The sequence below is a fragment of the Amycolatopsis sp. cmx-4-61 genome (assembly GCF_046548775.1).
Classification (GTDB): domain Bacteria; phylum Actinomycetota; class Actinomycetes; order Mycobacteriales; family Pseudonocardiaceae; genus Amycolatopsis.
Map to the genome: position 1 here is coordinate 187,885 of NZ_JAEBEI010000018.1, position 20,213 is coordinate 208,097.

Below are 20,213 nucleotides of genomic sequence, written 5' to 3' on the forward strand. Positions count from 1 at the left end.
TTCGGCCAGTGGGGAGTGCGTCCGCCGGGTCGGGGCCTCGGCGGATCAGCGGCCGGTGGTCGGCGACCTCGGCGGTCCGGGCCGGTGGCGCGCCGGTGTCGGCGCGCGGCTCGCCGTCCGGGAGGCGGCTCGCCTGGTCGCCGTCCCGGGCCGGGGCGGTTCGGTGTCCGATGCGGTCATGGCCCCACCTTGACCCGGCGGCGGCCGGATCGGCACGCGTTCTTGCGGTTCCGGCAAGATGGCCGGATGGGCGACGACTTCGAGGACGTGCTGCAGGCGGTCGGCCCCCGGCTGCGGGCGCTGCGCCGGCGCCGCGGGATGACGCTGGCCGACGTCGCCGCGGCCACCGGCGTGTCGGAGAGCACGCTGTCGCGGCTGGAGAGCGGGCAGCGGCGGGCCGGCCTGGAACTGCTGCTGCCGCTGGCACGCGCCTACGACGTCCCGCTCGACGACCTCGTCGGCGCGCCCCCCACCGGCGACCCCCGCATCCACCTGACCCCGATCCACCGCCACGGCATGACCTTCGTGCCGCTGTCCCGGTGGCCGGGCGGCATGCAGGCGTACAAGATGATCATCCCGGGCACCGGCACGCCGCCGGTTCCGGAGCACCGGACCCACGAAGGCCACGAATGGCTCTACGTGCTCCACGGGAACCTGCGGCTGGTCCTCGGGGAGCACGACCTGGTGCTGCCCGCGGGCGAGGCGGCGGAGTTCGGCACGACGATCCCGCACTGGCTCGGCAGCGCCGACGGCAAGGCGGTCGAGCTGCTGATCCTGTTCGGCAGGCAGGGGGAACGCGCCCACCTGCGCGCCCGCGCCCGGTGAGGCACGCCCGGCACTTCGGGGAGCCGCCGGTCGCCCGGCGTCGAGTGGGAGCCGCGCGGTCAGCGGCAGAACGCCGCGTCCACTGTGGACAGCACGGCCTGTGCCGCCCGGTCGGAGTCGCCGAAGGTGCCCGGGAGCGCCGTCACCGCCAGGGCGACCGAGCGGCCGTCCTCGGTGGCGCCGCCGCGCGTCTCGAAGCCGTGGATGTCGCCGCCGTGGCCCCAGTACTCGCCGCCGCAGCTCAACGGGACGCGGAACAGGCCGAGGCCGTAGCGCCAGCCGGGCAGCAACGGCGCTTCGACCGTCTTGCGCATCTCGGCCAGCTGGGGGGCCGGCAGCAGCGTGCCGTCCAGCAGCGCGCGGGAAAACCGGGCGAGGTCGCCGGGGGTGGAGATCAGCTGGCCCGCCGCCCAGCCCCACGACGGGTCCAGCTCGGTCACGTCGATCACCTCGCCGCCCGACCGCGCGTACCCCTGCGGGTGCGGGCCCCGGATCCCCTCGTCGCCGACCTGCGGCCAGTACGTGTTCCGCAGCCCCGCCTTCCGGATCACGCGCGCGGTGACCTGCTCCGCCACCGGCCGGCCGGTCACCCGCTCGATCAGCAGCCCCGCCAGCACGTAGTTCGTGTTGCTGTACTCCCACTTCGTCCCGGGGGCGAACTTCGGCGGGTGGGCCAGCGCCACGGCGAGCAGCTCGTGCGGCTCGAAGTACCGGTGCCGCAGCTTCGCGATGTCCTCGAGGCCGAGGTACTCGGTGTAGTTCGGCAGGCCGCTGGTGTGCTGCAGCAGCTGGCGGACGGTGATCGCCGACCCGCCGGGCACCAGACCGGGCAGGTACCGCTCGATCGGCGCGTCCAGCGCCACCTTCCCCTCGGCGACCAGCTGCAGCACGACGACCGCGGTGAACGTCTTCGTGTTGCTGCCCGCCCGGACCCGCCCGTCGGCCGGGACGGGGACCCGGCTGCCGAGCCGCGCGGAGCCCGCGACCAGCGACTCCGTGCGGCCGCCGCGCGTCACCGACGCGAGCGCGGCCGGGAACTGGCCCACCAGCGCGTCCAGCTGCTCCTGGAGGACGGGGTTCCGCGGCGGCTTCGCTTCGGCCGCCGTGGCCGTCCCGCCCAGCAGCCCCGCCACGGTCAAGATCGCCACCACTTTGCGCATCTTCTGTGCTCCTTCGTCACCGGAATCGGACATCACCCACGATGCCGGGATCCGGCCCGAAGATCAGGAGTGCCTGCCACCGAAGGCGGGGTAGCGCCAGCGCTACCCCGCGACTCGCGTGCCCGGACCCGTCAGCCGCGTGATCGAAGCCGGAACTCGCGTGATCGAAGCCGTTCCGGCCGCCATCACGCGAGTTACGGGGCTGATCACGCGGGTTACGGCCGGTGCAGGATCGGCAGGGACGACGTCAGCGCTCCCGTGGCCACGCCGGCACCGACTCCGGCCCAGGCCAGGGGGCCGAGCGGGGTGCAGCCGAAGAACTGGCTCACCCCCGGGGTCTGCACGATCGCCGCCAGGGCGAGGGCCGAGCCGACCGCCGTCCCGACCACCAGGGGACTGCGGCGGCGGCCGCGCAGGGTCTGGGCCAGCTGGGTGCCGACCAGGCCGCACAGCGCCATCGTGCTCGTGCGGCGCACCGTTCCCGGGGTGAACCGGCCGATCAGCCACGCCGTCGTCGCGCCGACGCCGGTCGTCACGCCGCGGCTGGTGATCGCGCGCGTCAGGTCCTCGCCGAGGCCGCCCGGCGCGGAACCGCCGTCGTCGTCCGGGCGGGTGACCGCCACCGCCATCGCCGGGAACAGGTCGGTCAGCAGGTTCACCAGCAGCAGCTGGCGGGTGCCCAGCGGCGAATCGCCGGACAGCAGCGTGCCCAGCACCGAGAAGCCGATCTCGCCCGCGTTGCCGCCGACCAGGATCACCACCGCGTCCGACACGCTCCGCCACAGCGCGCGGCCCTCGGCGACCGCTTCCAGCAGGACGGTCAGGTCGTCGTCGGTCAGCGCGACGTCGGCCGCGGTGCGGGCGGCGGTCGAGGCCCGGGCGCGGACGCCGATGCCGACGTCCGCGGCGCGGATGGCCGCCGCGTCGTTCGCGCCGTCGCCGACCATCGCCGTCACCCGGCCCGCCTCGCGCAGCGCCTCGACGACCTGCAGCTTCTGCTCCGGTGCGACGCGGGCGATCACCCCGGCGCCGTCGAGCAGCCGGGCCCGGCCGGCGCGGTCCAGCGCCGCCAGCTCGTCGCCGGTGACGACCGGGGCGTCGGACGGCCAGCCGAGCGACGTCGCGATGGCCCGCGCGGTGTTCGGGTGGTCGCCGGTGAGCATCACCGGGGACACGCCGGCCGCGCGCAGCCCGCCGATCAGCGGCCCGGCCGTGGGCCGCAGCGTGTCGGCCAGCCCGAGGAAGCCGAGGAACTCCAGGTCCGCCAGCACCTCCGCGTCGTCGTCGCCTTCGAGCGACGGCCCGGCCTTCCGGGACGCCACCGCCAAGACGCGCAACCCGTTGTCCGCCAACGCTTCCGCGGCCCGCGCCAGCCCGCCCGCGCCGGCGCAGGCGGGCAGGACGATCTCCGGGGCGCCCTTGACGACCAGCGTCACCTCGCCGTCCCCGTCCCGGCCGACGGTCGCCGAGTAGCCCCGGCTCGCTTCGAACGGCTGCCCGGCGAGCTCGGTCCAGCCCTCGTCCGGGCCGGCGGCGTCCAGCACGGCGTGGTCGGTGGCGTGGGCCCGCACGTGGGGGTCGTCGAGCGTGCCCGGGCACGCCCGGGCGGCGGCCCGCAGCACGACGTCGCCGGGTTCCGGCTCGCGCGCGTGCCCGTCGGGCCCGGTCGTGGTGACCACGCGCAGCCGGTTCTCCGTCAGCGTGCCCGTCTTGTCGAAGCACACGACGTCCAAGCGGCCCAAAGCTTCCAGCGCCCGCGGGGCGCGGACCAGGATGCCGCGCGCGGACAGCCGGCGCGCGGCCGCCCGCTGGGCCACGGTGGCCACGAGCGGCAGCCCCTCGGGGACCGCGGCGACGGCGATCGCCACGCCGCCGGCCAGCGCCCGGCGCAGCGGGCGGCCCCGGATCGCCGCCAGGCCGGTGACGAGCGCGCCGCCGAGCATCGTCAGCGGCAGGGCCCGGCGGGTCAGGTCCTGCAGCCGTGCCTGGATACCCACCGCCGCGGCGGTCCGGGTGGCCAGCTCGACCGCCCGGCCGGCCACGGTCTCCGTGCCGACCGCCACGACCACCGCCGTGCCTTCGCCGCTGACCACCGTCGTGCCGGCGAAGACCAGGCAGCTGCGTTCGGCCATCGGCGCGCCCGGCACCGGGGCCAGCTGCTTGGCGACCGGGAGCGACTCGCCGGTCAGCGCGGATTCGTCCGCTTCGAGGTCGTGGGCGGTCAGCAGCCGGGCGTCGGCCGGGACGACGTCGCCGACCCGCAGTTCGATCCGGTCGCCGGGCCGCAGCGCCCGCGCGTCGACGACCCGGCCGCCCTCCCGGCGCGCCCGCGGCCGTTCGCCGTCCTGCAGCTTCGCCAGCGCGCGGCGGCCGCGGAACTGCTGGGCCCCGCCGACGACGGCGTTCAGGCCCATCGCCGCGGCGACCAGCAGCGCGTCCACCGGCGAGCCGACCACCGCGGACGCGACCGCGCCGAGGGCCAGCACCGGGGTGAGCGGGTCGTTCAGCTCGGCGACGACGTCGGCGGCGAAGCCCGTCCCGAACCGCACCGGCGCCGCGGCCGGGTGCCGGGCGACCGCGCCGGCCACCGCCCGCACCCGCCGGGTCGTGAGCTCCCGCTGCGTCGGCTCGGTTTCCGCGGCGGCGAGCCGCCGGAGGACTTCCTCGCCGGTCAGCTCGTGCCAGGCGATCCGCGGCCGTCCGGCCGGGGGCCGGGCCGCGGCCACCCGCACCGCGGCGAGCGTGCCCATCACCAGCCCGGTCAGGCCGCCGGCCAGCACCGGGTCGAGCCGGGGCACGAGCGGCACCAGCGTCCGGCGGCGACGGGACATCAGCAGCAGGCCCCCGATCAGGCCGCCCGCGGTGGCCACCCGGGTGGCCCGCTTGCTGTTCGCCCGCGCCGCGCCCGCCGCCCGCAGGACCCGCCACACCCCCGGCAGCCCCGCCGGGACGATCAGGTCGGCGCCCCACAGCACCGGCGCGCCGCGGTCGGCGAGGGCGACGCAGAGGTCACCGGCCAGCAGGCCCGCGACCTCGTCGCAGTTCGGCGTGCAGCGGCCGGGCGGCCGCCCGACGGTCAGCACGACCCCGCCTTCGTCCTGCAGCCGCGTCACCAGCCCGAAGAAGGGTTCCTCGGCGACGTCGTCGGCGAGCGCGGCGAACTCGCCGAGCCGGTCGCGGGCGCCGTCGCCGGTGATGACCACCCGCGCCTCGGCCCGGCGGGCCGCGTCCAGCACGGCTTCGGCGTGCGGGTCCAGGCCGTCCTTTCCGTGCAGCGCATCGGCGTGCAGCACCACGGTGTCCACTGTGTCCAGTGCCTTGACCCGGTCCGGGTCGCGGACGAGCACGCCTTCGCGCGCGAACGCCGTGCCCATCGCGGTGTGGAAGGCGGTGTCGGCGTACCGGGCGGGCAGCGGGGACGCCGCGAGGAACGCTTCGGCGGCTTGACGCGGGTTGCGGCGCACCACCAGGTCGGCGAGCGCGGCGAGCAGGCCGCCACCGACGGCGTTGCGGGCGTAGTCCTCCATCGGGATCCGGACCCGGCGCGGCGGCGGTGCCACGCCGAGGCTGGGCCGCGCCGGCGAACAGAGGTCGTCGTGCGCGGCGTCGAACGCGGTGAGGCGGGCGATCGCCTCGGTGAGCTGCCCGGCGCGCAGGACGGCGTCCAGCGCCAGTTCGAGGGGGTCCTGGCTCAGCCCCCGCACCGCGGCGGAGACGCCGGAGCGCGCCAGTTCGGCCGTGTACCAGCCGAACCGCTCGTCCAGTGCCGCGCGGACGGCCGGGTGTTCCCGGGCCGCGGAGGCGGCCGCGCGCACGGTCTCGTGCAGCCGCCGGGAGCGCGCGGCGCGGGTCCCGACCGAAACGGCCAGGCCGGCGACGTCCAGCGCCAAGGCGAGCGCCGCGGTCCGCACCCCGTAGGTGTCACCCGGGTGGGCGGGGGCGCAGTCGCCCGGCTCGGCCGGGGTCAGCCCGTGCCGCCCGCAGCGGTCGGCGACCCGGGCGAGCACGCGCCCGGCCGCCGCCTCTTCGGCGAGGTGGAGGACCACGCTGCCGAGCCCGCCGTCCCAGTAGGCACCGGCGACGTCGGCGTGCTCCGCCAGCTCGGCGGCGAACGCGGCGCCGTCCGGGCGGCCGGCCCCGCAGTGCCGTCCGGCGGGCCGCAGCGGGACGTGCAGCCGCCGTCCGGCCCGCCAGACGGCACTGCGGGGCCCGGCGGCGTTGCGGACGACCCGCGTGGCGCGCACGGCGGTGCGGCTGCCGGTCCGGGTCGCTTCCGCCGCGGTCCCGGCCGTGCCCGCGGCCAGTTCCCCGGCGAGCGGGGCGACCGCCGAAACCGCCTTCTTCGCCTGCTGCGTCACGAGGACCGGGCCGGCCAGGGCCAGCACCGCCCCGGCCTTGGTCACCGCGAACAACCCTCCGAGCACCCGAACCTCCGCCTGCCGACCGTCCACCCGGCGTTCCCCGGCGGGCGGTGGCCAAACTCCGGGCCGCCCGATCGCGCGACCCCCGTCCGTTGTTGCCTTGCCGTCGGCGTCAACGTTTAGCGTCGGGGGCGTGGAGTTCGGGATCAGTTACAGCACCCCCTTTTTCGGCGCGGACCCGGAAGTGCTCGCCGGGTTCGCCCGGGACGCCGAGGAGTGCGGGTTCGAGTCGTTGTACCTGCCGGAGCACGTCGCGCTGTACCCCGGCGCGAAGATCGGGCCGATGGAGCTGCCGCCGTCGCTTCCGTACCCCGACCCCCTGGAGTGCCTGACCTTCGTCGCCGCCGTCACGCGCCGGATCCTGCTGGGCACCGGCGTCCTGCTGCTGCCCTACCACCACCCGGTGGTGCTGGCGAAGCGGCTCGCGACGGTCGACGTGCTCTCCGGCGGCCGCATGCGGCTGCTCACGGTCGGCGTCGGCGCCCTGCCCGGCGAGGCGCGTGCGGCCGGCGTCGACTTCGCCACCCGCGGCCGCCGGGCGGACGAGGCCATCGACGTCCTGCGGCTGCTGTGGGCCGGCGGCGAAGCCGGGGTCAGCCACGACGGCGAGTTCTTCTCCTTCGAGAACGTCTGCAGCTTCCCGAAACCGGTGGGCGGGCGGGAGCTGCCGATCCACGTGGGCGGTTCGAGCGCGGCCGCGGCCCGGCGGGCGGGCCGGCGCGGGAACGGCTACTTCCCCGGCGGCCGGCTGACGGCCGACGAGCGGCGCCGCCAGTTCGAGCTCGCCAGGTCGGCGGCGGCGGAGGCGGGCCGCGACCCGGACGGCCTGGCGCACACGCGGTGGGGGACGCTCGAGATGTCCACAGAGGACGTCGAGGAGCTCGCCCGGCAGGGCGTCACCCGCATCGTCGTGACGCCCGGCACGGCGGAACCCGGACGGCGGCGGGCGGAGATGGCGGCCTTCGCCGCGCGGTTCGGCCTCAGCTGACGTCGTCCACAAGGGACTCGATGCCCGGCGGCAGGCTCGCCCGCCGGGCCGGGTCCGCGACGAACCCGGCGATCGCCGAACGCAGCGCGCGCACCGCCCGCGTGGGTTCCACGTCGGCGCGGTGGGCGAGCTGCACCACGCGCGTCATCCCCGCGTCGGGGGTGAACCGGGTCCTCCGGAACCGGCCGCTCGCCACGGTGCTCGGCACCACCGCCGCGCCGACGCCCGCGTGCACCAGTTCCAGCACCGCGTCCATCTCGCCGCCCTCGATCGCGAACGACGGTTCGAACCCCGCGGCCCGGCAGGCGTTGACCGTCGCTTCCCGGACGTCGTAGCCGCGGCGGAACATCACGAGCGGGACGTCGGCCAGTTCGCCGATGCCCAGGCGGTCACCCGCGACCGGCGCGTCCGGAGCGGAGATCAGCACCAGCTCTTCGAGCAGCAGCGGGGTCGCGGCCAGACCGGCGTCCGCGCTCGTCCGGGCGCCGGCCAGCAGCGCCAGGTCCAGCGCGCCTTCGGCCAGCCGCTGCCGCAGATCGCCCGAGCCGCTTTCGTGCAGCTCCAGCCGGATGCCCGGGTACCGGCGGCGGAACGCGGCGAGCATCGCGGGCAGCAGGCCCGTGCACAGGCTCGGCGGCGCGCCCAGCCGGACGCGGCCGCGGTCGAGCTCGTCCAGCTCCCGGATGGCCAGCCGGGCCGTTTCGGTGTCGGCGAGGATCCGCCGCGCGATCGGCAGCAGGGTCTCGCCGGCTTCGGTGAGGGTGACGTTGCCGCGGATCCGGTGGAAGAGCGGGGCGCCCAAGTCGTGTTCGAGCGCGCGGATCTGCTGCGACAGCGACGGCTGGGCCACCCGCACCTGTTCGGCGGCGCGGGTGAAGTGCCGCTGTTCGGCGACGGCGACGAAGTAGGCGAGCTGGTGGAACTGCATCCCCTTACCATAGCTGTTGCCTATCGAGCGCAGAGTCATCATGTCTTTGACCTCTGGTCCGTCCGCTCCTAACGTCGATCGGGTGGTGACCACGCTCGCCCCGCACCGGCACTCCGCCGTCCGGCGCTTCTGGGCTTCGACGATCGGCAAGAAGGCCGTGATGGCGGTGAGCGGCCTGCTCCTGCTCGCGTTCGTGTTCGCGCACATGGTGGGCAACCTCAAGACATTCCTCGGCGCCGCCGAGCTCAACCACTACGCGAGCTGGCTGCGCACGATCGGCGAACCGGTGCTGCGCCGCGAATGGTTCCTCTGGCTCCAGCGCGCGGTGCTGCTCGCCGCCCTGGTCCTGCACGTCACCGCGGCGGTGCAGCTGGCCCGGCGGGACCGTCGGGCGCGGCCGGTCCGGTACGTCCACCGGCCGCCGGCGCGCGCGACCTTCGCGGTGCGAACCATGCGCTGGGGCGGGGCGACGCTCGCGGTGTTCGTCGTCTGGCACCTGCTCGACTTCACCGTCGGCGCGGTGAACCGCGACTTCGTCCCCGGCGACCCGTACCACAACCTGGTCGCGGACTTCCGGGTCTGGTGGGTGAACCTGGTCTACCTCGCCGCCCTGGCCATGCTGGGCCTGCACATCCACCACGGCTTCGCCAGTGCCGCGCGCACGCTGGGCCTCACCCGCCCGCGGCGGGAACGGGCGATCAAGATCTTCGGCAGCACGACGGCGGTCGTGGTCGCGGGCGGGTACGCGCTCGTCCCGATCGCGATCATGACGGGACTGGTGCACTGACATGGACACCCACCGCGTGGGCGACCCGATCGCCGACACCAAGGCACCGGCGGTGCCGCTCGAAAAGCGCTGGGACGAACGGAAGTTCGCCGCGAAGCTGGTCAACCCGGCGAACCGGCGGCGGCACCGGGTGATCGTCGTGGGCACCGGGCTGGCCGGCGGCTCGGCCGGGGCGACCCTGGCCGAGCAGGGCTACCACGTCGTGCAGTTCTGCTTCCAGGACTCGCCGCGGCGGGCGCACTCGGTCGCGGCCCAGGGCGGCATCAACGCGGCGAAGAACTACCGCAACGACGGCGACTCGGTGTACCGGCTCTTCCACGACACGGTCAAGGGCGGCGACTTCCGGGCGCGGGAGTCCAATGTGTACCGGCTGGCCCAGGTCTCGGCGCAGATCATCGACCAGGCCGTGGCCCAGGGCGTGCCGTTCGCCCGCGAATACGGCGGCCTGCTGGACACCCGGTCCTTCGGCGGTGTGCAGGTGCAGCGCACGTTCTACGCCCGCGGCCAGACGGGCCAGCAGCTGCTGATCGGTGCGTACCAGGCGTTGTCCCGGCAGATCGACGCGGGGAACGTCGAACTGCACGCGCGCACGGAGATGCTCGACCTCGTCGTCGCCGACGGCCGCGCCCGCGGCATCGTCGCGCGCGACCTGGTCACCGGCGAGATCACCACGCACCTCGCGGACGCCGTCGTGCTCGCCACCGGCGGCTACGGCAACGTCTTCTACCTCTCGACGAACGCGAAGGGCTCGAACGCCACCGCGATCTGGCGGGCGCACCGGCGCGGCGCCTACTTCGCGAACCCGTGCTTCACCCAGATCCACCCGACGTGCATCCCGCGCTCGGGCGAGCACCAGTCGAAGCTGACGCTGATGAGCGAGTCGCTGCGCAACGACGGCCGCATCTGGGTTCCGAAGCGCAAGGGCGATCCCCGGCCGCCGGGGGAGATCCCCGAGGACGAGCGCGACTACTACCTCGAGCGCCGGTACCCGAGCTTCGGCAACCTCGTCCCGCGGGACATCGCCTCACGGGCGGCGAAGAACGTGTGCGACGCCGGGTTCGGCGTCGGTCCCGGCGGTCTGGGCGTCTACCTCGACTTCGCGGACGCGCTCGCGCGCCTGGGCCGTCCGGCGATCGAAGCCCGCTACGGCAACCTCTTCGACATGTACCGGCGCATCACCGCGGAAGACCCGTACGCGGTGCCGATGCGGATCTACCCGGCCATCCACTACACGATGGGCGGGCTGTGGGTGGACTACGACCTGCAGAGCACGATCCCCGGGCTGTTCGTGATCGGCGAGGCGAACTTCTCCGACCACGGCGCCAACCGGCTCGGCGCGTCGGCGCTGATGCAGGGGCTCGCCGACGGCTACTTCGTGCTGCCCACGACGGTGAACGACTACCTCGGCAGCACGCGGCTCGGCGACGTCTCCGCTTCCGCGGTCGGTGCCGTGGAGGCCGAGGTACGCGAGCGGATCTCCCGGCTCCTGGCGGTGCAGGGCACGCGCACGGTCGATTCGTTCCACCGCGAGCTGGGCCTGCTGCTGTGGGACCACTGCGGGATGTCCCGCACGCGCGAAGGCCTGCGCAAGGCCCTCGACCGGGTGCCCGAGCTGCGCGCGGAGTTCTGGCGGGACGTCCGGATCCCCGGCGGGGGCGCGGAGTTCAACCAGGAGCTGGAGAAGGCCCACCGCGTCGCCGACTTCCTGGAGCTGGCCGAGCTCATGCTCGTCGACGCGCTCGCCCGCGAGGAATCGTGCGGCGGCCACTTCCGCGAGGAACACCGGACCGCCGAAGGCGAAGCCCGGCGCGACGACGAGAACTTCGCGTACGTCGCCGCGTGGGAGTACGGTCCCGAGCCGGTGCTGCACCGCGAAGAACTGGTCTTCGACCACGTCCACCCGACCCAGCGGAGTTACACATGAACCTCACCGTCCGCGTCTGGCGGCAGGCCGGGCCGGCTGCCGAAGGCCGGCTGGTCGCCTACCCGGTGGAAGGCATCAGCCCGGACATGTCGTTCCTGGAGATGCTGGACGTGCTGAACCAGCGGCTGATCGAGGCCGGCGACGAGCCGGTGGCGTTCGACCACGACTGCCGCGAGGGCATCTGCGGGTCGTGCGGCGTGGTGATCAACGGCCGGGCCCACGGCCCCGAGCGCACGACGGCGTGCCAGCTGCACATGCGCGCCTTCGCCGACGGCGACGTCGTCGACGTGGAACCCTGGCGCGCCCGGGGGTTCCCGGTCGTCAAGGACCTGGTGGTCGACCGGTCGGCGCTGGACCGGATCGTCCAGGCGGGCGGCTACGTCACCGCCCCCGCGGGCAGCGCCCCGGACGCGCACGCGACACCGGTCTCCAAGCCGGACGCGGACCTGGCGTTCGACAACGCGACGTGCATCGGCTGCGGCGCCTGCGTGGCAGCGTGCCCGAACGGCTCGGCCACCCTCTTCACGGCGGCGAAGGTGACCCACCTGAGCCTGCTGCCGCAGGGCGCCCCGGAACGCGCGAGCCGGGTGCTCGACATGGTGGACGCGATGGACGCCGAAGGTTTCGGCGGCTGCACTAACACGGGGGAGTGCGTGGCGTCGTGCCCGAAGGGGATCCCGTTCGCGAGCATCGCGTCGCTCAACCGGGAGTTCCTCGCGGCCACCCGCGGCCGCCGCTGAGGGCCGGTCGAACCCCGCCTGCCGCGCGGCGAACCGCGGTGGCTGCTTGGGGAGGCGGAGCTCCCGGTTTTCGGGCTGAGCGGACGGTGTTCGGCGGCAACCAGCACCGGCAGCCGTCAGAATCCCGGCAGCAGCTCGGCGAACCGCCGCCGGCCGCGCGGGGTGATCCGCAACTCGCGGTCCTCCACCCCCCGCTTCACCAGCCCCCCGGCCAAAAACGCCGCCAACACCTCGTGGCCCAGGACGCCGCCCAAGTGGGGGACGCGGTGGGTGCGGTCCAGGCACGCCGTGGCCGGGCGGCGGCGGCCCGGGGCCACCTCCGCCGGGGACACACCCAGGTCGTGGAACGCCGACAGGTCCTCGCCCAGCTCCACCTCGGGGGCCGAACCGTCCGGCGGCCGCAGGGCTCCGCGCGACACGAGCAGGGCGAACACCGCCACGCCGAGGCGTCCCGCCGCGTGGTCGTAACACGTGTGGGCGATGTCCGCGCCCGAGGCGGCGCGATCCGGCGGGGTGATGCCTTCGTTGCCCGCGTAGTGCGCGAGGGCGGTCAAGACCCCCAGCAGGTCCTCGCGGCCGACGCGGTACAGCGCGTGCCGTCCGGTGTGCTCCACCGTCACGAGCCCGGCGGCCCGCAGCCGCGCCAGGTGGTTGCCCAGGCGGGGGGCGGTGACGCCGAGCGCGTCGGCCAGCTGCACCATCGTGTGCGGTCCTTCGGCCGCCAGCACCTGCAGGGCCGTCAGCCGCACCGGGTCGGCCAGTTCGCGCGTCAGCTCGACGATCGCGCCCTGGACCGCGTTGCCCGCATCGACCAGCCCGCCCATCACGTTCCCTTCCGACGGCCTCCGGCCGCGATCCTAACACGCTTCACGACTCCGTGAATGGTGATTGCGCAGTCCGAATCCGTTTCGCTACCATTCACGTCTTCGTGAAGGGTGGATGTATGAGAAGCCTCCTTTGGGGCCGCGGGGTTTCCGCGCTCGGCGACGGTCTCTGGTTCACGATCTGGGCGCTGTACCTGACCCGGATCGCCGGGCTCCCGGCCGTCACGGTCGGGGCGGGACTCGCCGTGGCGAGCGCCGTCGGCATGGTCGCCGCGGTGCCGCTGGGCGCGTTCGCCGACCGCGCCGGCGCGCGGCCGGTGCTCGTCGTCCTCACGCTCGTCCGGGCGGTCGCGATGGCGGGGTACCTCGCGGTCGGCGGCACCTGGTCGTTCCTCGCCGTGACCGTGCCGTTCACCGCCTTGGCGACCGGCGGCACCGCGGTGCGGACGGCGCTGGTCACCGGCCTGGTCGCCGAGCCCGCCGAGCGGGTGCGGGCGCTGGCGCGGCAGCGGGTGGCCCAGCACGTCGGGTACGCCGCCGGCGCCGGGCTGGGTGCCCTGGTGCTGACCGCCGACACGCGGTGGGCGTACACCCTGGCCATCGCGGGCAACGCCGTCAGCTTCCTGGTGCTCGCCGGCGCGACCCTGCTCGTGCCCGCGCCCGCCCGCACCCCGGGAACCGCGGAACAGCCGGCGATCCGGGTGGTGCTCGGCGACCGGCCCTACCTGGGCGTCACCGCCGCCACGGCCGTGCTTTCCCTGTGCTGGGCCATGTTGTCGACCGGGCTGCCGCTGTGGCTGTCGGGCCGCACCCACCTCCCGCTGGGGCTGGGCGGGGTCGTGGTCGTCATCAGCTCGTTCGGGATCGCGGTGTTCCAGGTCCCGTTCGCGCGGTTCGCGCGCACCGCGGGCCAGGCCGCCAGGACGGCGGTGGTGTCCGGCGGGGTGCTGGCCGCGAGCTGCGCGCTGCTCGCCACGACCTCCGGCGGGTCGGGGACGGCTGCCGTCGCGGTGGTGGGGCTGGCCGCGCTGCTGCACGTCCTCGGGGAGCTGGGGTACGTGGCCGCCAACTGGGGTCTTTCCGTGCGGCTCATGCGCGAAGACGCCAAAGGCGCCTACCAGGGCGCGACCGAGGCCGCCACGGCCACCGTGCAGATGGTGGGGCCCGGGGTGTTCACCCTCGCGATCGGCGGCCTCGGCGGCGCGGGGTGGCTGCTGGTCGCCGTGGTGTTCCTCGCGGCCGTCGCGCCCGTGCCCGCGCTGACCCGCTGGGCGGTCCGGACGCGGCAGCCGGCCGAACCCGCGCCCGCGCGCTGAGCGACGCACGTCACCCCCGCGGTCCGGAACACCGACGGGGGCAGGACGTTGTACAGGGTGTCGGTACGGCGGTGCCCCCGGGCCTCACCCCTTGCCTTCACGGAATACCGGTGACGCTGGAGCCGTGTTGAGCCTTCCGCCGCGAGGCGGCCCCCGTACCGGCTTCAAAACTCCCGTCTCCGCTCGCAGGTCGACCCCCCTCGGACCTCCGCTGAGCGGAGGCGGGCCTCAACTCCCGTCCTCCCGGGACTTTCCGCGCTCCCACAACAACAGCACGGCGGTCACGAGGGCGTAGCCGAACAGGAAGTCCTCGACCGGGATGTCCCACGGGAACCGCCAGCCGGTGATGCCGTCCGGGGCGTACCGGACGACCGGCGCCGAAAGCTTCGTGAGCCAGCCGTCCACCGGGATCTGGAACGCGACGACGATCGCCATCGTGATCCAGTACGCCGGCCGCCGGAACAGCCCGGTGCGCAGGAGCAGCAGCTCCGCCGCGACCACGACGAGCACGGCGGCGACGGCCGGAACCGTGTAGCCCCAAGGCATCAGCGCCGCACCCGCCGCAGGAACCGCCCGGTCAGCTCGACCCCTTCGTAGGTCAGGACCCCGCACACCGGGATGACGGCGAAGAAGAGCACTTCTTCGAGCGGGACCCCGAACGGGACGCGCAGCCCGGTGACGAACGCCGGGTCGAAGTGCCAGGCGCCGGCGGCGATGGCCAGGGCGTCCCAGACCAGGAACACCGCGGCCACCGGCAGCACCGCGCGCGCCAGCCGGCCCGGCCGGCGGTACACCCGGGCGCCGGCGAGCTCGATCGGCAGGGTCACCAGCACGCAGGCGCCGAGGACGAGCAGGTATTCCGCGCGGCCCACGTCAGCGTGCTCCGGAACGCAGGGGACAGCGCGGTTCGTCGGGCACACCGGGATTCTGCCCGGCATCGCCGGATTCCGCAGCCGGATTCCGCAGCCGGACCGCCGCGAAGGGCGGTGGCCGGATCTCGCCCCGGGCCCACCGGGCGGCGGTCACCCGCCCGTGGTCTCCGCGCCACCCGGCCCCCGGGCGGGTCACCGCTGCACGGCCGCCATCAGCGGGTGCCAGCGCGTGGCGTCGAAGATCAGGGTGATGGCTTCGATCTTCCCGTCGCGCAGCCGGAAGTGCTCGGCGGTGTGCTGCACCCCGACCGGGGTGGCGGTGTGCACGTCGTAGACCAAGGTGGCTTCCGTTTCGCCGTAGAGCTCGCTGATCATGTCCACCCCGGTGACGATCCCGACGAACCCGGCCAGCTCGTCGAGGTGGCCGCGGGCGTCGGCGGACTCGATCAGCGGGCTGCGGAAGGTGAACGTGCCGGCCAGCTGCGCGGCCGCGGCGGTCACGTCGCCGCCGAAGCGGGCGCGGTGGTAGGCCTGCACGGTTTCTCTGGTCGCGGTGGTCATCGGTCCTCCAGGTGGCGGGTGAGGTGGTACTGGTTCTCGGCCAGCCGCAGGCACAGGTGCCGCAGCTGGGTGGTTTCGGCGGCGGTGAACCCCCGGAAGAGGGCGGCCATGGCCCGTTGCGAGGGCCGGCGGAACTCCTCGAGCCAGGTCCGGCCCTCCGGGGTGATCCGGACCTGCACCGCCCGCCGGTCGCGCGGGTCGGGGCCGCGCTCGGCGAGCCCGGCGCGTTCGAGGGTGTCGACCAGGCCGGTCACGTTCCGCGAACTCACCCCCGCGGAGGCCGCGAGGTCCTTGATGTTCGAGCTGCCGGCGTGAAGCCGCATCAGGATGTCCAGGGCGCCGGGGCTCAGGCCGCGGCTCCCGGTGCCCCGGGACCGCAGCGCCTCGAGGCTGCGCGCGGCCGCGCGGACGGCGGCCGCCGCCTCGAGCACGCCGGTGTCCTCACCGGGGGCGAACCCGGCCAGCGCGCTGCGGACCTCGGGGGAGTAGAGCCGGTCGTCCGCGTCCCGGGCGAGGTTGGGTACGTCGTTCATAGTGAAGAGCTACATTAGTACGTACTTCCGTATCTCTGTCAACGGCCTGTCCGCTCGCAGGCGTTAACCAGGGTTTCGCCCGACGTTAGCCTCGGTCCCGGGACAGGTTCGCTCTTCGCCGCCCATACTGACCCGGCTCGCCACCACGACACCCCCGGAGTCCCCATGACGGACGTCAACCGACGACGTTTTCTGCAGCTGGCCGGCGGTACCGCCGCCCTTTCCGCGCTGTCCACCAGCATCGCCCGCGCGGCGGAGATCCCCGCGTTCCACCGGACCGGGACGCTGCGGGACGTCGAGCACATCGTGGTGCTGATGCAGGAGAACCGGTCGTTCGACCACTACTTCGGCACGTTGCGCGGGGTCCGCGGCTTCGGCGACCCCCGGCCGGTCACGCTGGCGAACGGGAAGCCGGTCTGGGCGCAGTCCGACGGCAAGCGCGACATCCTGCCGTTCCGCCCCGACGCGGACAACCTGGGCCTGCAGTTCATCCAGGACCTGCCGCACGGCTGGAACGACACGCACGCGGCCTGGAACGGCGGCAAGTACGACAGGTGGGTGCCCGCGAAGGGCTCGACCACGATGGCGTACCTGACCCGCGAGGACATCCCGTTCCACTACGCCCTCGCCGACTCGTTCACCATCTGCGACGCCTACCACTGCTCGTTCATGGGCTCGACCGACCCGAACCGCTACTACATGTGGACCGGGTACACCGGCAACGACGGTCAAGGCGGCGGTCCGGTCCTCGGCAACGACGAAAAGGGCTACTCCTGGACGACCTACCCCGAGCGCCTCGAGCAGGCCGGCGTCTCGTGGAAGATCTACCAGGACGTCGGCGACGGCCTCGACGCCGCCGGCGGCTGGGGCTGGATCGACGACGCCTACCGCGGCAACTACGGCGACAACTCGCTGCTGTACTTCGATTCCTACCGCAACGCCAAGCCCGGCGACGCCCTCTACGAGAAGGCCCGCACCGGCACGAACGCCAAGGCGGGCGAAGGCTACTTCGACCGGCTGCGCGCCGACGTCAAGGCGGGGAAGCTGCCGCAGGTCTCGTGGATCACCGCGCCGGAGGCGTTCTGCGAACACCCGAACTGGCCGGTGAACTACGGCGCCTGGTACATCGCGCAGGTCCTCGACGCGCTCACCGCGAACCCGGACGTGTGGAGCAAGACCGCGCTGTTCATCACCTACGACGAGAACGACGGCTTCTTCGACCACGTCGTCCCGCCGTACGCGACGGCCGGTCAGTCCACTGTGGATACCGCGGGGGAGATCTTCGCCGGGTCGGCCGCGAACCCGGCCGGCCCGTACGGGCTCGGCCAGCGCGTGCCGATGCTCGTGGTCTCGCCGTGGAGCAAGGGCGGTTACGTCTGCTCGGAGACGTTCGACCACACCTCGATCATCCGGTTCATCGAGCGGCGGTTCGGCGTGCACGAGCCGAACATCACCCCCTGGCGCCGGTCGGTGTGCGGAGACCTGACGTCGGCGTTCGACTTCGCCCGCACCGACGCGCGGGTGCCCGCGCTGCCGGACACCGCGGGCTACGAGCCGCCGGACCGCAAGCGGCACCCGGACTACGTGCCCGCGGTCCCGGCGCACGCCGTGTTGCCGAAGCAGGAGCCGGGAGTGCGGCCCGCGCGGGCGCTGCCGTACGACCTGGCCGCCGACGCCCGGCTGGGGACGGCGTTGAACCTGACGTTCGTCAACCAGGGCGGGGCGGGCGCGACGTTCTACGTCACCTCTCCGGGTGGCGAGCCGCGGACCTACACGGCGGGCGCCGGGGCGTCGCTGGCTGCCGCGCTGCCCGTCTCCGGCGGGTACGACCACACGGTGCACGGGCCCAACGGGTTCGTCCGGCAGTTCCGCGGCGGCGCGGTGGCCGGGCCCGAGGTCAGCGCCCGTCCCGAGGGGCGCAGCGGGAACCTCGCGCTGGTCCTCACCAACAGCGGTCCCACGCCGGTGCGGCTCACGCTGACCGACGCGTACGGCCGCCGCTCGACGTCCCGGCTGCTGCGGCCGGGCGCGCGGGTGGTCGAAGTGGTGGACACGCGGCGCAGCGGCAACTGGTACGACGTCTCGATCGTTTCCGACCGCGATCCGCGGTTCCTGCGCCGCCTGGCGGGGCACGTCGAGACCGGGCGGCCGAGCACGAGCGACCCGAACACGCTCTCGCACTGAGGTTTCCGCTCGATCGGGGGCGTTTGTCACCCGGCCGTGGCGGCGTCCGTTGCGAGGCCCGGGTCCGGGTGGGAGCGTCGGGGAACCGACTGTTTTCCCACCACGGAACCAGGAGAGCGGATGACCACCACCGAGATGCCGGCCGTGCACGAGTGCACGGTCAGCGGCTGTTCCTACAACCACGACGGCTGCCACGCCTTCGCGATCACCGTCGGCGGCGGCAACGGGTCGGCGGACTGCGGCACGTTCGTCCCGCTGAACACGAAGGGTGGCTTGGACCGGGTAGTGGCCCAGGTCGGCGCGTGTTCCCGGACGGACTGCCGGCACAACTCGTCCCTCGAGTGCACGGCGGACAGCATCCGGGTCGGCCCGGGCGACGGCGGCCACGCGGCCAACTGCCTGACCTACAGCAGGTAGGGGTTCGGCCGGGGATCCCCCGCGGTGATCGCGCCGCGGGGGATCAGCCGGGTCCGGGTGCTGTCCCGAACTCCAGGGCCGTCCGGCCCTCCGCCACTTCCGTCGTCGTGCGCAGCACCAACCCCGCGGCCGCCGCCAGGTCCGCCAGCTCCGCCGCCGTCCGCTCGCGGCCGCCGAAGCACATCAGCATGAACAGGTCCATCGCCGTGCCCGCGGCCGCGCGGAGCGGCTCGATCACCACCACCGTGCCCTGCTCGCCCGCCGCTTCGCGGCAGCCGGTCAGGATGCGGTGGGCGTGGTCGTCGTCCCAGTCGTGGAGGATGTCGGACAGCACGTACGCGTCCGCGCCCGGCGGCAGCGGGTCGAAGAAGCTGCCGGCCACCGCCTTCGCCCGGTCGGCGAGGCCCTCGGCCGCGAACCGCTGCGCCGCCGCCCCGGCCGACGGCGCCAGGTCCAGCACCTCGCCGCGCACCGCCGGGTGCGCGCGCAGGATCTCCGCGAGCACGGCACCGTCCCCGCCGCCGACGTCGACGATCCGGCCGAACCGGCCCCAGCCGAATCGCGCGGCGATCTGCGGCGCCTGCACCCGGAACCGCCAGTTCATCTGCGCGTCGAACGACCGCCGCAGCCGCGGGTCGGCGTCGATGTCCGCCCAGAAGTCGCGCCCGTACCGGTGTTCGTAGGCGGGCCGGCCGGTCGTGATCGTCTCGAGCAGGTCGGCGAAGGCGAGGTCCGCGCGGCCGCCGGCGGAGCGGATGTCGAGCAGGCGCCGGGCGCCTTCCGAGCGCAGCTGCGTCCCCAGCTCCGTGGGCCGGTAGCGGCCGGACTCCGCGTCGAACGCGAAGACCCCGGCCGTGACGAGGTGGTCGAGCAGGCAGGCCAGCGCCGGGGCGGACGCCCCCGTCGCGGAAGCGAGCTCGACGGCGGTCGCTTCCCCGTGGTCCGCGAGACCGAGTGTCGCCGCCACCCGGACGGCCATGGGCGTGGCCAGATCGGCCAACGCGAGGATCGGCTGCTGCACCGGGGCAGCCTAGCGCCGTGGCATCATGACGTCGATCGGCAAACCGAACGAAAGAGCCGACTGATGGACGCTTTACCGAACGACAGCCCCTCGATCCGTGACATGCTCGCGGAGAACCTCCGGGCCGCGCGGGCGGCGCGCGGCCTGTCGCTGTCCGAGCTGTCGCGGCGGTCGGGCATCGGCAAGGCGACGCTGTCGCAGCTGGAGGGGGGCACCGGCAACCCGACCATCGAGACGGTGTTCAGCCTCTCCCGGGTGCTGGAGGTGGCGATCTCCGACCTGCTCGACCACCGGCCGCGCGGCGGCCTGACCGTCGTGCGGGCGGCCGAGGTCGAGGTGCTCCGCGGCGAAGGCGTCGACCTGCGGCCGCTGCGCCGGATCGACGCGGAGAACAGCGTTTTCGAGGTCTACGACCAGCTCGTCCGCGGGGACGCGCCGCAGCGCTCGCAGGGGCACGTCGGCGTCGAGCACACCATCGTGCAGACCGGCGGCCTGCGGGTCGAGGTCGGCGGCCGGACCGTGGACCTCGGGCCCGGCGACTACGTCGCGTTCGACGCCCGCGAGCCGCACAGCTACACCGCTCCCGACGGTCCCGTGCAGTCGGTGCTGCTGCTGCAGTACCGCGCCGGTGAACGGCTCGACGGCAGGCCGCACCCCGTCCTGCAGGATTGACACGGCTCTCGACCGAGACCTATCGTTCGCTATACCGAAC

At 74.3% G+C, this 20,213-nt stretch carries 18 protein-coding genes; 9 read left to right on the forward strand and 9 right to left on the reverse strand.

Annotated elements, in window-relative coordinates; translation table 11 throughout:
* The first annotated feature begins 246 nt into the window (after positions 1-246).
* Positions 247-825 carry a helix-turn-helix domain-containing protein gene (locus tag ACLJOU_RS36990; protein WP_410573926.1) on the forward strand — a complete coding sequence of 193 codons (579 nt, stop codon included), beginning with the start codon at positions 247-249 and terminating at the stop codon, positions 823-825.
* 59 nt (positions 826-884) lie between these two features.
* On the opposite strand, the gene ACLJOU_RS36995 is transcribed toward ACLJOU_RS36990, so the two are convergent.
* Together ACLJOU_RS36995 and ACLJOU_RS37000 are read right to left on the reverse strand one after the other, a co-directional pair.
* Entirely contained in the window at positions 885-1,985 is a 1,101-nt protein-coding gene (locus tag ACLJOU_RS36995; RefSeq protein ID WP_410573927.1) for a serine hydrolase domain-containing protein, read from the reverse strand.
* Positions 1,986-2,200: 215 nt separating this feature from the next.
* On the reverse strand, positions 2,201-6,409 hold the full coding sequence (locus ACLJOU_RS37000; RefSeq protein WP_410573928.1) for an HAD-IC family P-type ATPase: 4,209 nt from the start codon (positions 6,407-6,409) through the stop codon (positions 2,201-2,203).
* 130 nt (positions 6,410-6,539) lie between these two features.
* Between ACLJOU_RS37000 and ACLJOU_RS37005 the strand changes: the two genes are divergently transcribed.
* On the forward strand, positions 6,540-7,394 hold the full coding sequence (locus ACLJOU_RS37005; protein WP_410573929.1) for a TIGR03619 family F420-dependent LLM class oxidoreductase: 855 nt from the start codon (positions 6,540-6,542) through the stop codon (positions 7,392-7,394).
* Here ACLJOU_RS37005 and ACLJOU_RS37010 read toward each other — a convergent pair.
* On the reverse strand, positions 7,387-8,322 hold the full coding sequence (locus ACLJOU_RS37010; RefSeq protein WP_410573930.1) for a LysR family transcriptional regulator: 936 nt from the start codon (positions 8,320-8,322) through the stop codon (positions 7,387-7,389). The two genes, ACLJOU_RS37005 and ACLJOU_RS37010, sit on opposite strands and share 8 nt — an antisense overlap.
* Positions 8,323-8,404: 82 nt before the next feature.
* Here ACLJOU_RS37010 and ACLJOU_RS37015 point away from each other — a divergent pair, with 82 nt between their 5' ends.
* Genes ACLJOU_RS37015 through ACLJOU_RS37025 form a run of 3 tightly spaced genes read left to right on the forward strand, consistent with a single transcriptional unit; the run spans position 8,405 to position 11,773 of the window.
* Positions 8,405-9,109, forward strand: a complete 705-nt coding sequence (locus ACLJOU_RS37015; RefSeq protein ID WP_410573931.1) for a succinate dehydrogenase cytochrome b subunit — start codon at positions 8,405-8,407, stop codon at positions 9,107-9,109.
* A 1-nt stretch (position 9,110) separates the two neighbouring features.
* The gene (locus ACLJOU_RS37020) at positions 9,111-11,033 is read left to right on the forward strand and encodes a fumarate reductase/succinate dehydrogenase flavoprotein subunit (RefSeq protein ID WP_410573932.1); all 1,923 of its coding nucleotides are present in this window, start codon (positions 9,111-9,113) and stop codon (positions 11,031-11,033) included.
* Positions 11,030-11,773: a succinate dehydrogenase/fumarate reductase iron-sulfur subunit gene (locus tag ACLJOU_RS37025; protein WP_410573933.1), complete on the forward strand. Its 744-nt coding sequence runs from the start codon at positions 11,030-11,032 to the stop codon at positions 11,771-11,773. Before ACLJOU_RS37020 ends, ACLJOU_RS37025 begins: the two co-directional genes overlap by 4 nt.
* A 116-nt stretch (positions 11,774-11,889) precedes the next feature.
* Here ACLJOU_RS37025 and ACLJOU_RS37030 read toward each other — a convergent pair whose 3' ends face one another.
* Positions 11,890-12,597, reverse strand: coding sequence for an ArsR/SmtB family transcription factor (locus ACLJOU_RS37030; RefSeq protein ID WP_410573934.1), 708 nt, complete (start codon positions 12,595-12,597; stop codon positions 11,890-11,892).
* A gap of 119 nt (positions 12,598-12,716) precedes the next feature.
* Here ACLJOU_RS37030 and ACLJOU_RS37035 point away from each other — a divergent pair, with 119 nt between their 5' ends.
* Positions 12,717-13,913 carry an MFS transporter gene (locus ACLJOU_RS37035; protein ID WP_410573935.1) on the forward strand — a complete coding sequence of 399 codons (1,197 nt, stop codon included), beginning with the start codon at positions 12,717-12,719 and terminating at the stop codon, positions 13,911-13,913.
* Positions 13,914-14,141: 228 nt separating this feature from the next.
* On the opposite strand, the gene ACLJOU_RS37040 is transcribed toward ACLJOU_RS37035, so the two are convergent.
* From ACLJOU_RS37040 to ACLJOU_RS37055, 4 genes are all read right to left on the reverse strand, one after another.
* Positions 14,142-14,459: a lycopene cyclase domain-containing protein gene (locus ACLJOU_RS37040; RefSeq protein ID WP_410573936.1), complete on the reverse strand. Its 318-nt coding sequence runs from the start codon at positions 14,457-14,459 to the stop codon at positions 14,142-14,144.
* Entirely contained in the window at positions 14,459-14,785 is a 327-nt protein-coding gene (locus ACLJOU_RS37045; RefSeq protein ID WP_410573937.1) for a lycopene cyclase domain-containing protein, read from the reverse strand. The genes ACLJOU_RS37040 and ACLJOU_RS37045 overlap by 1 nt, the downstream gene beginning before the upstream one ends.
* A gap of 192 nt (positions 14,786-14,977) precedes the next feature.
* The gene (locus tag ACLJOU_RS37050; protein WP_410573938.1) at positions 14,978-15,346 is read right to left on the reverse strand and encodes a hypothetical protein; all 369 of its coding nucleotides are present in this window, start codon (positions 15,344-15,346) and stop codon (positions 14,978-14,980) included.
* Positions 15,343-15,879, reverse strand: a complete 537-nt coding sequence (locus ACLJOU_RS37055; protein ID WP_410573939.1) for a MarR family winged helix-turn-helix transcriptional regulator — start codon at positions 15,877-15,879, stop codon at positions 15,343-15,345. Before ACLJOU_RS37055 ends, ACLJOU_RS37050 begins: the two co-directional genes overlap by 4 nt.
* Before the next feature lie 165 nt (positions 15,880-16,044).
* On the opposite strand from ACLJOU_RS37055, the gene ACLJOU_RS37060 reads away from it, so the two are divergent.
* Positions 16,045-18,063 carry a phosphocholine-specific phospholipase C gene (locus ACLJOU_RS37060; RefSeq protein WP_410573940.1) on the forward strand — a complete coding sequence of 673 codons (2,019 nt, stop codon included), beginning with the start codon at positions 16,045-16,047 and terminating at the stop codon, positions 18,061-18,063.
* 120 nt (positions 18,064-18,183) lie between these two features.
* Positions 18,184-18,480: a DUF1540 domain-containing protein gene (locus ACLJOU_RS37065; RefSeq protein WP_410573941.1), complete on the forward strand. Its 297-nt coding sequence runs from the start codon at positions 18,184-18,186 to the stop codon at positions 18,478-18,480.
* Between the two features lie 43 nt (positions 18,481-18,523).
* Here the strand turns inward: ACLJOU_RS37065 and ACLJOU_RS37070 are convergent, their stop codons facing one another.
* Positions 18,524-19,501 (reverse strand): methyltransferase, encoded by a 978-nt coding sequence (locus ACLJOU_RS37070; protein ID WP_410573942.1) that lies wholly within the window; start codon positions 19,499-19,501, stop codon positions 18,524-18,526.
* Positions 19,502-19,564: 63 nt separating this feature from the next.
* Here ACLJOU_RS37070 and ACLJOU_RS37075 point away from each other — a divergent pair, with 63 nt between their 5' ends.
* Positions 19,565-20,173 carry a helix-turn-helix domain-containing protein gene (locus ACLJOU_RS37075; RefSeq protein WP_410573943.1) on the forward strand — a complete coding sequence of 203 codons (609 nt, stop codon included), beginning with the start codon at positions 19,565-19,567 and terminating at the stop codon, positions 20,171-20,173.
* Positions 20,174-20,213 lie beyond the last annotated feature (40 nt).

Bases quoted from the DNA above. Each gene is read 5' to 3' on its own strand.
- ACLJOU_RS37025 (WP_410573933.1), top strand. From the start codon at position 11,030: ATGAACCTCACCGTCCGCGTCTGGCGGCAGGCCGGGCCGGCTGCCGAA.
- ACLJOU_RS37050 (WP_410573938.1), bottom strand. From the start codon at position 15,346: ATGACCACCGCGACCAGAGAAACCGTGCAGGCCTACCACCGCGCCCGC.
- ACLJOU_RS37055 (WP_410573939.1), bottom strand. From the start codon at position 15,879: ATGAACGACGTACCCAACCTCGCCCGGGACGCGGACGACCGGCTCTAC.
- ACLJOU_RS37065 (WP_410573941.1), top strand. From the start codon at position 18,184: ATGACCACCACCGAGATGCCGGCCGTGCACGAGTGCACGGTCAGCGGC.
- ACLJOU_RS36990 (WP_410573926.1), top strand. From the start codon at position 247: ATGGGCGACGACTTCGAGGACGTGCTGCAGGCGGTCGGCCCCCGGCTG.
- ACLJOU_RS37010 (WP_410573930.1), bottom strand. From the start codon at position 8,322: ATGCAGTTCCACCAGCTCGCCTACTTCGTCGCCGTCGCCGAACAGCGG.
- ACLJOU_RS37035 (WP_410573935.1), top strand. From the start codon at position 12,717: ATGAGAAGCCTCCTTTGGGGCCGCGGGGTTTCCGCGCTCGGCGACGGT.
- ACLJOU_RS37040 (WP_410573936.1), bottom strand. From the start codon at position 14,459: ATGCCTTGGGGCTACACGGTTCCGGCCGTCGCCGCCGTGCTCGTCGTG.
- ACLJOU_RS37075 (WP_410573943.1), top strand. From the start codon at position 19,565: ATGGACGCTTTACCGAACGACAGCCCCTCGATCCGTGACATGCTCGCG.
- ACLJOU_RS36995 (WP_410573927.1), bottom strand. From the start codon at position 1,985: ATGCGCAAAGTGGTGGCGATCTTGACCGTGGCGGGGCTGCTGGGCGGG.
- ACLJOU_RS37020 (WP_410573932.1), top strand. From the start codon at position 9,111: ATGGACACCCACCGCGTGGGCGACCCGATCGCCGACACCAAGGCACCG.
- ACLJOU_RS37060 (WP_410573940.1), top strand. From the start codon at position 16,045: ATGACGGACGTCAACCGACGACGTTTTCTGCAGCTGGCCGGCGGTACC.
- ACLJOU_RS37030 (WP_410573934.1), bottom strand. From the start codon at position 12,597: ATGGGCGGGCTGGTCGATGCGGGCAACGCGGTCCAGGGCGCGATCGTC.